Source organism: Sciscionella marina DSM 45152, from assembly GCF_000379465.1.
GTDB lineage: Bacteria > Actinomycetota > Actinomycetes > Mycobacteriales > Pseudonocardiaceae > Sciscionella > Sciscionella marina.
This window is the reverse complement of the sequence record NZ_KB905395.1, coordinates 72954-84271: the sequence shown is the minus strand read 5'-3', so window position 1 is coordinate 84271 and position 11318 is coordinate 72954. Positions and strand designations below refer to the sequence as shown.

11 protein-coding genes are annotated in these 11318 nt (G+C 62.9%); 7 read left to right on the top strand and 4 right to left on the bottom strand.

Annotated elements, in window-relative coordinates; genetic code table 11:
* The first annotated feature begins 36 nt into the window (after positions 1 to 36).
* The gene (locus tag A37U_RS0122190) at positions 37 to 993 is read left to right on the top strand and encodes an AraC family transcriptional regulator (protein WP_020497035.1); all 957 of its coding nucleotides are present in this window, start codon (positions 37 to 39) and stop codon (positions 991 to 993) included.
* 65 nt (positions 994 to 1058) lie between these two features.
* Here A37U_RS0122190 and A37U_RS51790 read toward each other — a convergent pair whose 3' ends face one another.
* Both A37U_RS51790 and A37U_RS49945 read right to left on the bottom strand, forming a co-directional pair.
* Positions 1059 to 2141 (bottom strand): hypothetical protein, encoded by a 1083-nt coding sequence (locus A37U_RS51790; RefSeq protein WP_157182973.1) that lies wholly within the window; start codon positions 2139 to 2141, stop codon positions 1059 to 1061.
* A 135-nt stretch (positions 2142 to 2276) separates the two neighbouring features.
* Positions 2277 to 2879 carry a GGDEF domain-containing protein gene (locus tag A37U_RS49945; RefSeq protein WP_083933736.1) on the bottom strand — a complete coding sequence of 201 codons (603 nt, stop codon included), beginning with the start codon at positions 2877 to 2879 and terminating at the stop codon, positions 2277 to 2279.
* A 264-nt stretch (positions 2880 to 3143) separates the two neighbouring features.
* On the opposite strand from A37U_RS49945, the gene A37U_RS44675 reads away from it, so the two are divergent.
* The 3 genes from A37U_RS44675 to A37U_RS0122165 are packed head-to-tail and all read left to right on the top strand — an operon-like array spanning position 3144 to position 5185.
* Positions 3144 to 3593 (top strand): hypothetical protein, encoded by a 450-nt coding sequence (locus tag A37U_RS44675; RefSeq protein ID WP_020498873.1) that lies wholly within the window; start codon positions 3144 to 3146, stop codon positions 3591 to 3593.
* Between the two features lie 6 nt (positions 3594 to 3599).
* Positions 3600 to 4121 carry an ImmA/IrrE family metallo-endopeptidase gene (locus A37U_RS44670; RefSeq protein WP_020498872.1) on the top strand — a complete coding sequence of 174 codons (522 nt, stop codon included), beginning with the start codon at positions 3600 to 3602 and terminating at the stop codon, positions 4119 to 4121.
* Positions 4118 to 5185: an MAB_1171c family putative transporter gene (locus A37U_RS0122165; protein ID WP_020498871.1), complete on the top strand. Its 1068-nt coding sequence runs from the start codon at positions 4118 to 4120 to the stop codon at positions 5183 to 5185. Before A37U_RS44670 ends, A37U_RS0122165 begins: the two co-directional genes overlap by 4 nt.
* A gap of 53 nt (positions 5186 to 5238) precedes the next feature.
* Here A37U_RS0122165 and A37U_RS0122160 read toward each other — a convergent pair whose 3' ends face one another.
* Together A37U_RS0122160 and A37U_RS0122150 are read right to left on the bottom strand one after the other, a co-directional pair.
* Positions 5239 to 6162 carry an alpha/beta hydrolase gene (locus A37U_RS0122160; RefSeq protein ID WP_020498870.1) on the bottom strand — a complete coding sequence of 308 codons (924 nt, stop codon included), beginning with the start codon at positions 6160 to 6162 and terminating at the stop codon, positions 5239 to 5241.
* Between the two features lie 813 nt (positions 6163 to 6975).
* Positions 6976 to 7404: a hypothetical protein gene (locus tag A37U_RS0122150; RefSeq protein WP_157182972.1), complete on the bottom strand. Its 429-nt coding sequence runs from the start codon at positions 7402 to 7404 to the stop codon at positions 6976 to 6978.
* Between the two features lie 429 nt (positions 7405 to 7833).
* On the opposite strand from A37U_RS0122150, the gene A37U_RS0122145 reads away from it, so the two are divergent.
* The 3 genes from A37U_RS0122145 to A37U_RS44665 all read left to right on the top strand — a co-directional run bounded on the left by A37U_RS0122145 (position 7834) and on the right by A37U_RS44665 (position 11310).
* Positions 7834 to 8199: a hypothetical protein gene (locus tag A37U_RS0122145; RefSeq protein ID WP_020498867.1), complete on the top strand. Its 366-nt coding sequence runs from the start codon at positions 7834 to 7836 to the stop codon at positions 8197 to 8199.
* Positions 8200 to 8366: 167 nt separating this feature from the next.
* The gene (locus A37U_RS0122140; RefSeq protein WP_420806254.1) at positions 8367 to 10259 is read left to right on the top strand and encodes a S53 family peptidase; all 1893 of its coding nucleotides are present in this window, start codon (positions 8367 to 8369) and stop codon (positions 10257 to 10259) included.
* A gap of 139 nt (positions 10260 to 10398) precedes the next feature.
* The gene (locus tag A37U_RS44665) at positions 10399 to 11310 is read left to right on the top strand and encodes a L,D-transpeptidase (protein WP_020498865.1); all 912 of its coding nucleotides are present in this window, start codon (positions 10399 to 10401) and stop codon (positions 11308 to 11310) included.
* Positions 11311 to 11318 lie beyond the last annotated feature (8 nt).

The following is an 11318-nucleotide window of genomic DNA, read 5'->3' as shown; positions in this document are numbered from 1 at the left end:
TCGAAGATTCCTTTGCAGGCGTCTTAAGGTTGGAGCATGGACGTTCTCAGCGACCTTCTCTTCCGCGCGCAAGCCGAGGGCGCGCAGGTGCGGCAACTCATCCACCCGCCGCCGTGGTCGATGACCTATAGTGACGCGCCATCGCTCACCCTGGTGACCGTGTTACGTGGGTCGGCCGTCGTCCGACTCGACGACACCAAGGTGGCCAGGTCACTCGACGTCGAGGACGTGGCACTCATCACCCGGATCGAGCACTACACAATCGCCGACAGCCCGGACACGCCAGAACAGTACGTCATCCGCAACGGACGCAAGTACCTCGCAGGTGAAGGCGAAGTGTCGCCCGACCACGCCGCGGTTGCCGCGCGCACCTATGGCGCTGATTCGCCGGGAGCCTCGATCATGATTCGTGGCACCTACCAACTCACCGGCGATGTCGCAGATCGCCTCCTGGAGATGCTCCCAGAACTCGCGGTCGTGCCCGCTGGAGCGAGGACCGCGCAGATACTCAAGTTGATCACAGCCGAAGCTCGCCTGACCAAACCCGGTCAAGACGCCGTCCTGCGCCGTCTCCTCGACCTACTCCTCGTTGTCGCACTCCGGGAGTGGATCACGCACGGCGATGCGAGCCTGCCAGCCTGGTGTCAAGCCCTGACCGATCCCGACATCGGCGATGCACTCTTCCTCCTACACGAGAATCTCCAACATCCATGGACAGTCGGTGCCTTGGCAGCCAAGATCGGCATGTCCCGCGCCGCATTTGCTGCGCGGTTCACCGACGTCGTCGGTGAACCCCCGATCTCATACCTCACAACATGGCGGATGACGATCGCCGCCGATCAGCTACGGGACACCAATACGCCGATCGCCAGGGTCGCCAAAAACGTCGGATATCAAGACCCCTTCGCGTTCAGTGTTGCCTTCAAACGCGCCCGGAACGTCACGCCGTCGGACTGGCGTCGAAGGAGCCAGGCCGCCAAACCCATCGTGTGAGACACGTGTAGTCAACCTCCTGCCCCGCAACATGGGTCATAGGGTTGGACGTCATTGTTCGCTGATCAAGGCTGGTGGTTCTCGGTTGGGCGGGCGCGGCAGAGTAAGTGTGCCGATGTGCTCGGGACCGGTACACCGCTGATGTGGAGCGGTTTCCAGCTATTGCCGCTGCTCAGACGGATCAGGACGGGGCGCGTTGCTGGCGGAAGTGCGGTGTTGGGGTCTGGTGGTATGCCACGGGATCCCTGGAGATATCGGCGCAGAGCGGTGAGGTCGTCGGGGTGACAGAGTTCGGGGAGATAGCGCGTTTGGTGTAGGTCGATCCCGACATCCCGCATCCGAACGGAAGTAAGAACCATGTGGTCATGGTGCGCGTCGATGACACACATCGGATCGTCGGACAGTGTGAACATGGCGTTGACGACTGAGTTGGTTGCGTCGCGATGGTCGGCAGGGTCGGCGTCTACGGTGGTGATGAGGCCGCATTGGACCAGTTTCCCTGCACGGTTGCGGGTGGTGATCGCGGAAATTTGCACCGTGTCGATGTGCCCGTGGGCGCTGCGGACGTTTGCGGTGTGTGTGATCAGTGGCTTCTGCTGCTGGTAGGAGGTGGTGAGGCGGTCCAGCGTGTCGAGCTGTTCGGTCGGCAGCACGTATTCCTCCAGCCAGGTCCAAAAGGGCGCGAGTCCGCGCGGGTTGGGCCGGGGAAGGTGGTGTCGGTCGTACAGGCTGTTGGACCATTCAACGTGGATGGGTGTGCGTGGATCATCGGTGTTGAACGCTTCCCAGACGCCGATCTTCGGCGGTGGCGGCGGTGGACTGGTAGCTGGGGTATAGCAGGCCAGTGCGCCGATTATGGTTCGAGAATGAGGGCTATGTATCGGAAGCACGTGCACCGTCCATGGTTCCCCCGCATGATGCACCGTCTTCGCCGTTGGGTGCTGCAGGGCGACCGCTGCCCTGATTTGGGGGACGAGCAAGCGGCGGGCGAGCGCGTCCAGAGACCGTGGGGTGTTGCCGGGGCAACCACGGCGTCCGATGGCAAGGACGGCGGGTCTGGTATCGGTGAGGATCCATCGTCCGGCGTGACGGTACGGCTTTCGCCCCGGACTGGGGACACGCTTCGGCGACGTTCCGTAGGTTGTCATTCCCCCTGCTCTCCTGTGAAGCGCCCTCGGGCTCTATGCTCATCGCCGTCATGACAGCCCCCTGATGACTGGCGACGAGTCGTGGCACCGACCTGGTTCTACGGTGTCCGGTGAACGATCAGATTCAGCTGCGCCCTATATTTTCTGGTGAACTTGTTGTGGTCGTGCCTCCCTTGTCTGTGTTGGCCTGTCCGGTGTTGGTGCGACCTGGTTGCCGCCGGCGTGCTTGGCCTGATACATCGCGGAGTCTGCGCGTTGGATCAAGTCGTCCAGCGAGGTCAGCTCGGATATCGTGCGGGTGGCCACACCGATGGATACCGAGGCACTGCTGATGAGATCTTCGTGCTCTGTGCCCGGTGGGCACACCGATACTCGGCGCAGCTGCTGGAGTATTCGGTGGGCGACGGCGGTGCCATTGTCGTCGCCGAGAAGCAGTGCGACGAATTCGTCGCCCCCGTATCGGCCGACGAGGTCGTTGAGCCGGGTAACCTGCTGAATTCCGAAAGCGATTGAACGCAGGAGGGAATCGCCAGTTTGGTGGCCGAGCGTATCGTTGACGGTCTTGAAATTATCGACGTCGCAAAATAGCAGCGCCACCGGGCCGAAGGTTTTGTCCAGAAGACGTTTTGCCCGGCGTTCCCAGGCTTCCCAGTTGAGCACGCCGGTGCGGCTGTCGATGCCAACGATCTGTCCACAGGTGCCGCAACAACTCCCCAAGATGGCGTCATTAGACGACATGAACTCCCTCCCAACAACCTGCTACGCACTGTGCCGCACAACCTCCGCCATGCAACCTACTGGCGCGTTCAGTCCGTGTACTGCCGGTTGCGGTGCGCGATATAGCGCACGCTGACCTGCAATGTAAGTGTACTTAACGACAGCGGCAAGGGGCTATATGGCACTTCCCCCGTGCGGGTGAGTGCGATCGTGTGGACCGTCGTACTGTAACTAGACTTAACGAAGCGTCTGTCGTACCTTGGCGTCCGGTGTGAGGGAGGTGGCATGATGGCAGCCGGTGATGAAACGGCAGCCGAGTCTGAGGGGCCGCCATTCTCGGTATTGCTGAACTTGCTCTTCCATCTTAAGCGGCACCCTGATGGTCGTGAATACACGAACCAGGAAGTATCCGATTGGTGTGCCGCGCAGGGGAACCCGCTGAGCCGCGTCGGGATCTACAACCTCCGTGAGGGGAACAGTCGAAACCCGAGTCTTAAGAATGCGAGTATTTTGGCGCAGTTCTTTGAGGTGAGCATTTCGTGGTTCGTGGAGGAAGATGAAGCTCGTTCGATTGCTGCGCAGCTGAAAGTACTGGCAAAGATTCGCGACAGTCGCCTCCAGACGGTGGCCGGGCGTGCGGACAAGCTATCCCCCGAGGGGCTGCTGGAAGCGATGGAGCACGTTGAGCAGCTTCGTCAGCAGGAACGGCACGGTAGGCGGAAGGGAACGGAGTAGCCGGGCGTGGAGTCGAACGAGAGGCAGCACAGGCGAAAGCTGGCGCGCTGGTGCCGTACTGAGCTCGAACGTCTCGGTGTGCATCCGCCCCTTGATTTTGAACAGCTGAGGCAGGCTATCGAGAAGCGCAGGGGAAAGCCCCTGAGGTTCGTCGCCTATCCGTTGCGCACCGACGTGTTCGGGCTCTGGCTCAGCTATGACGAGGACTGGATTCTGTATCAGTCGGCAACTGTTCCTGCGCACCAACGGACGATTCTGCTGCATGAGCTCGGGCACGTGCTGCTGGAGCACACCAGCGACGAGGTGGACCGCGAGGCACTGCAAACGATCTTCCCGGCGGTACCGGCGAGCTTCATTCAAGCTGTATTGCGTCGGTCCTGCTACGACGAAGCGCACGAGCATGAAGCCGAGGCCTTCGCTGACATGATCGGCTTGTGGGACCAGCGGGTCATGCAGGTGGCACCACCTTCGGATGCCACGGTTCGTGAGTTCGATGCGGCGGTCTTGGGGAAGCTGGCCATTCGATGAGCGTGCCCTCGATCGTCTTCGTGGCGGTCTCCTGGATCGGGTTTATCTGGCTGGGAATCCGGTGGCTTGGGAACCCGCGCAACCGAATCTTGGGGATCTTCGTGGCGATCTTCTTTGTCGCCGCGGTCGGTTCGGCGACGGCACAGATCTCACCGCGATGGCAGAGCATGGTGCTGATGGCGGTTGTTTTCGGTGCGGTCGTAGGCTTCGCGCTCGCGGCTCGCGACAATGCCCGTAACTACCTGCTTCCGCAATCGGGCCTGTTCCTCGTCGCCATCGTTCTCGTTATTGTGCTGCCGACTACTACCCCGGCCGATATGCCGGGTCTGCCGAAGGCGGTACACGATCCTTTGGCGCCCCGTGCCTACTCGGCGATCGGGTGCGTGTTCGCGATCTGGGAAGCCGCTCGTCTGGCTCGTCGGACCGCACGGGTCCAGACTATCGGAATCGCGATTGCGATCGCGGGGCTGGCACTGCTTGTTGTCGATGACGTCGCGCTGTGCGTCGTGCGCGTGTTCATGCAGACCGGGGTGTATCCGGCGTCGTTGGCGCGTGTCGCTGACTTCGGGCAATCGGTATCCGGCACGATCTTCGTGCTCGGCTTGCTCGTGATCGGTCTGGTCATCGTGGCACGCAAGGTCCGGTACTGGCATCACTGCCGAAGCAGCTATCGCGCGCTCGAACCCTTGTGGCAGCTGCTGCACCGTGCGTTCCCGTCCACGCACGACTGGAGGAGCGCGCCGAGCAGCCGTTGGATGCAGATACTGCCCGCGGGAGCGCACCTGGCCTACACTCGCCGTGTTGTGGAGTGCTTCGACGGCCTCGTCCGGATCTCGCCGCACATCGAGAACGCTGACGAATTCGATGACGCGGATTTCGATCGGCGCGCACAGCAGCTCGTGTCTGCTGCCGAACACGCCGAGGCGGACGGAAGCCACCCGGTCGGCCCCGCTCTGCTGCGCGGCCAGAGCTGGGCCGACGCAGTGCACGAGATGGTGGAAATTTCCCGGGCGCTGCAGCGACAGCCATCGAACACGAGCCACCGCGCTGATCAACCGGCTTGACCGGTGGACCAAGGTCGTGGGGACGCCGATCTGGCTAGCGCCCCCACGACGACTCAGTGCACCGGGTTCTGCTTCATCCACTCCAGCATCGCGTCGACATACTTCGGCGCAGTCCGGTCCAGCTGGATCGAATGACCCGCCCCGGGAAGAACCCACGTCGACAGCGGTGTTCCGGGTGCGAAGCTCGCCTTGAGGTCCGAGTGAAGGTGGTTGGCATTGGTGCAGTGGTGTTGGAGCAATCCGGTGCAGAAGATCTGGTCCGCGCTGCCGTTGATGACCATGGTGGGCAACGAAATTTCGTGGGTGTGCATGGTCGAGAACGCGCCGAGGACGGCGTCGAGCACTTCGCTGACGCTGACCCAGTCCTTGGTCTTCTCGTCGCCGGAGACCGTGTCTGCTGCTTCACGGGGCGAGCCGAACAGCGAGTACCGCACGCCGGGGTGCGTGGTCAGCGCCAGGAGGTCGTGCATCGTGTGTCGGAGCTGCGGGTCCAGAGTCGCGGGATGCAGCTGGGTCAGGAAAAGCCGCACCAGAACGTCCGGGGAAAGCCGATCGCTCCACCCGGTCAGTACCAACCGGGACGCATCGCCCGGGTGGCGCACCTGGGTGAGCAGTGAAATCGCGCTCCCCAGGCTGTGCCCGAGCAGGGTCACGTCCGAATAGCGTTGATGCCCCAAGGCCCCGGATCGCACCGCGGTGAGTACCTGGTGGATGGTGTCGGCTTCAGCGGTGCTGGTGAGTTCGCCGGGTGCGATCGGCGTCGAGCGCGCGTGTCCTGGACGGTCGATCGCAAGGCTGGCTTGCCCGGAGTTCGCCAGCTGTTGCTGAATGTCCGGGCTGGAACCGATTCCGGACCAGTAGTGGTGATCGTAGGTCGCGCCATGGATCGCGACGGTGATCGCTTTCGTTGGTTCGGTGGGAGTGCAGTACCGGCCATACACCGAACCGGCCTTGCCCTGATAGGCGACTGGAACCATGACATCGGAACATGTCGACCGCGATGCAGCGCTGGCCGAACCGGACCCGAGCAGTGTGGTGAGTAGAGTTGTTGCGACAACAAGGAAAATCAGCCATCCCTTCGTGCGCGGATGTAGTAGGCGTGCCGGAATCGCGTGTGCAGACATAGGTGTCCCCCAGAATGAATTCGGAATTTATGCGGCCGCCCGGTTGAGCAGCCGCACGTGGTGTGGGAACGGGCCCGCGGTGGGCCCTAGGTGCGGTAGTGTTTGCGGTCCCCTTGTAGGGCAGCGGCCCGGATGGATGACGGGCTCAGCTCTGGCATGAGCAACATGAACAGCTCGAAGTCGCCGCGGCGAAGAAACTCCACCAGGGTCTCGGCCTGACGGCGCGGATCATTCGTATGCGTCTGCTCGATCCCAAGCCTATGAACAAGACCAGCCAAGCTGGCAGTGTCCGCCGGTGGTATTGAGCGCATGAAACCTCCCCATCCATGGAGCGAGCACCGATCGGCGCTCCACCCCACGAACATCGATGAGCATCCCCAGCCCGAGGTCAACATCCGGCGGGGAACATTTGTTGGTCACCGTTATCGACGGCGCGCCGGATTGGCGATCCGTCTGCTCGCGACCCGGACGGCTTCACAGGCGCGGGTGGTCCCGGCGAACTCACAAGACCACGACGACAATATGTTGTCACTCGTCAAGATAGATGGTCGTCACGCGCCGTGGGCGTGTTGCCAACTGGTACTACACGAAAGAGTGACGATAGGTCAGACGGATGGGTATATACGGCAGAAGCCGGGCGAGGCTCGGAACTTTCGGTGTGCGCTGTCAGGGCTTCTCTTCATCCAGGCCGTCGGCGTAGGCGGTCAGCTCGGCGGCCACGGTTCGCAGGTGCCGCCGCACCTCGCGTGCATCAACGGTGCCGTCGGCAATTCGTGCTCGCAGTCGAATCTGAGCGAGCACGGACTCCGCGAGATTGTCGTCGCCGAAGAACACCGCGGCCGGAACGTCGAAGAACCCGGCCATTGCTTCGAGCTTGTCGTGGGGAACCCCGGTCAACCGGTCGGCCTTGCGTAGTTGCGAGATGTATTGGGGCGAGCAGCTGCTGGCGGTGTGCTCTCGGATGAACGCGGCCAACTCCTCGTTGGTGTAGCGATACCTGCCGCGACCTGACCGGTTGGCAGGGTCGGGCAGTACGTGACTGAACAGATTATCGAGTACCTGTCCTCTGGCCCTGGTATTGGCGGCGTCAGTCATTTTCTGGACCTCCTGTGTCTCGACTGTCGCCAACCTATCGTGACTTGCGCCATAAGTGAAACTGTGAATTGACTTCGTTGGGCTGGTGGCTAGAGTCCGGGGTATGCAACGAAATCGGAGTTGAGGTTCTGCTCTGGTTGGTTGTAGTGCCATCGATTGTGGTGATCGGCCCTGTCTCTGCTGACAGAGGATCGGTACAGTCGATTGCTTGAGCCCCAACGGGTTTGGGAACGGATGCGTCCGTGACAACCGTTGGTTCCCCTGGGGGGATGGATCAGCACTGGGAGACGGGGGTAGTGCGTGCCGATCCATGGGAGGCGAGGGCTGGCAGGACTTCTCCGCAGTCGTCCTGCCAGCCCGAGTCTCGGCTGATGATCTGTCGCCAACGGTCATCGGGAATCCGCATCAACGCAAGAATGGGGATCTCTTATGGAAGCCTCCGAGTACTATGAGGCGTTTGAGGGTCTGAACGCTCCGCGTCAGATTACCGAGGAACAGCATGTCTTCATCCGTGGCCTGATCGAGGCGTTGCAGGAAAGGGCTTTCGCGCTCCAAAACGAAATCCGAAGCCTGCACAACAAGTCCGTCCGAGAGATAGTCGATCTGCGCCACCGCTGTTCCGAGTCGCATCGACTGGTGCGTGGTCCCATGAGTCTGTCACGGTACCTCGCCGATCTGTCTCGGCTTGTCGGAGGGGAAGTCCGTCGCAATCGCCTCGCTGACCTCCACGACCAAACCGCGTCGCTGATCTCCGAGATCACCAAGGTAGGTGACGAATGGGAGGAGGTGACGTAAAGCAACCTCTCTGGAGTTAGTTTCCGGATACTTTTCCTGCCGAATTCGTTTGGTTTCTGTGTTGTCCACGCGTTTAACGTCGGGCGATATTCGGTAGCGCATTATATTCATTCCATTTCATCTATGGGGAGTTCTGTATGTCCAAGCGCGCACGAACGGCCGTCGGGTTGGTAGCTGGAGGCGCGGTCCTGGCTGGGTTGATTGCCACCCCCGCCCTCGCCGAGAACACCGCGAACACAACTCGGGCGCCCATCGCGGGAACCACGCCCGGATGGGCCACTGCGGCAGCGCAATCCGGAACCATCGATACCGGCCAGGTCCGACACGTCCACGTCGCGTTAGCGTTGCGAGACCCACAGGGCGCCGCGCGGATGGCGAAGGCTGTCTCCACACCCGGAACACCTCAGTATCGGCACCCGTTTTCCGCGGACCAGTTCCGCGACCGGTTCGCGCCGAGTACAGAGACGGTCAACCGTGTCGCGCACTGGTTGCGCGACCAGGGGGTGACGGTCGACGGGCAGTCGAGCAACCGCCAGTTCCTCGACGTCACCGCCAACGTCGGCACACTGGAGCACGCGTTCGGGACGCGCCTGCATACCTACCACCACATCGATCAGCACGGCCGCGCCGAGCAGTTGACCGCACCGGGTGCACCTATCTCGGTCCCTACAGCCCTGCGGACCTCGATCCGCACAGTCCTTGGCCTGGATGACAGCGAACGCGCGGTCACCCAGTCCGCACACGGACCCAGCACCAGCACCGCAGCCGGGCCCGGACAACAGTGCGCGAAGTACTGGGGGCAAGCGAACAATACCGCGGTGCCACAGAAGTACGGGCACGGTGACCAGTCCAATGCGATCTGCGGCTACAACTATAAGCAGCTGCGCGACATGTACGGGCTCAAGGATTCGCAGACCGGCAAGGGCGCCAAGGTTGGGATCGTCGGCGCCTACGATTCCCCGACTACCGTCGCGGATGCCAATCGTGCGGCCACGCAGTTCGGTGCACCGCAGCTGCGCGGCGACCAGTACAACACGGTGCCACCCAAAAGCGGCTACGTCTCGAATCCACAGTGCGGTAGCAAGGACAGCTGGACCGGTGAACAGGCCCTCGACGTCCAGGCCGTGCACACCATGGCCCCCGATGCGCACATCACCTACTACGGCGGCAAAGACTGCACCGGACTATATGAAGCGCTGAACAACGCGGTCGCGGCGAACCACGTCTCGATCATCAACAACTCCTGGCTGTCCCCGAACGAAACCCAGATCCCCGCAGCCACCCGCGACGCGCTCGGCCAAATCACCGTACAAGCTGCGGCACAGGGACAGTCGCTGCTGTTCTCCAGCGGCGACTCCGGAGACAACTCCGGCGTCAACGGCAAGGCCACCGCGACTTTCCCCGCCTCGAACCCCTGGGTCACCGCGGTCGGCGGTACAACAGTTGCGCTCGACGCGAAGAACACCAAGCGGTTCACCACCGGATGGGAATCCGCGGGCAACACCCTCAACGGCGGCCGCTGGAGCCCGCAGCAGGACAAAGACGGTGCGTTCGCTGGCGGCGCGGGCGGCGGTATGTCCGGCGTCTACGAGGAGCCCGACTATCAGCGTAAGGCGATTCCGGACAGCGCAGCCGCGGGACACCGAGCCTTCCCCGACGTATCGGCGCTGGCGGACGCCTACACCGGCATGGGCGTCGGCTACACGACCGAACAGGGATTCGCCACCGTCGCCACCGGAGGAACCTCGCTCGCGTCCCCGCTGATCGCGGGAATGGCCGCTGACGCCCAGACCCAGGCACACCTCGACCGACTCGGGTTCCTCAACCCCGCGCTCTACAACATGGGCAAGGCCGGACTCGACGACGTCACGCCGCACCAGGCGGGCATCTACACCCCGGGCATGGCCCAGTTCGGCTACGTCGATGTCCCCACCGAACGCGGTGACTACCTCATCGACACCGACACCAAGCCCCAGACACTGCAAAGCGGGCCCGGCTGGGACACGGTGACCGGCCTCGGCACCCCCAACAGCGGCTTCATCACCACGCTCGGCAAATAGCCCACCGACCGCGGGACGCCCCTCCGTCAACGCGTCCCGCCCCAGGGGGTGAAGCGGCGCGACCTTGCGAATCCCCAAAGCGCCGCTTCACCCCTTCCCCCACAGAATCCCGTTGCCAGAGCGAAAGGAGGTGGTTCTCATGCGTTCCGAGGACGGCCAGGCACCCGCAGCGTCTCCTCCGCAGTCGGACGCCCAGCACAGCCACAACAACGACACACGTTCCCGGTGGTGGTACCTGCTGGCCGTGTGCGTGGCCGTCCTCGCCATCATCACCCTCACCAGCTGGACCCTGCACACCAGCGTCACAACCAGCCCGAACGACACGACCCTGCACCCGGCACCGATGCAGGACGCCACCATCCCAGCGCCCATGGAGGTCTCCGAACACCAACGCGCAGAGCTTCCGCGCGCGACCACATTCGACACCATCACCACAGCCGCGGCAGGCACCCCGAGCGCGAAGCCCACCGGAACCGTCATCCACCCGGACCGCGACACGATCGGCTACGCCACCCCCGGCGGAGGGCCGAATACCGTGATCCCACCGGGCCAGTTCAGCTCGCCGACCTGGCTTCCGGTCATCGACACCCAGCCCGAATGGGTACGTGTACTGCTCCCCACCCGCCCGAACAACTCCAGCGCCTGGCTCTACCAACCCGATCCACACCTCCACGAAGCGCACAGCCCGTACCGGATCACCGTGGACCGTGCCCGCTTCACGATGCAGCTCACCCGGGACCAGCATCCTGCCGGGCGTTGGCGGATCGGCGTCGGCAAACCGTCCAGCCCGACACCTTCGGGGTGGACGTTCATCCTCGCCGATGTTCGCGAAACTCATCCCCGATTCTCGCGCCTGATCCTCCCACTGGGAACCCACTCCAACGTCTACACGCACTACTCCGATGGCCCGGGGACCGTGGGAATCCACACCTGGCCCAACGCGCACGTCTACGCCGCTTCCACCAGCGATGGCTGCATCCGCATCCCACCCGACGCGCTCAACCAACTCGCCACGCAGATCCCGATCGGCACCCCAGTGCTGATCAAGTAACAAGGATG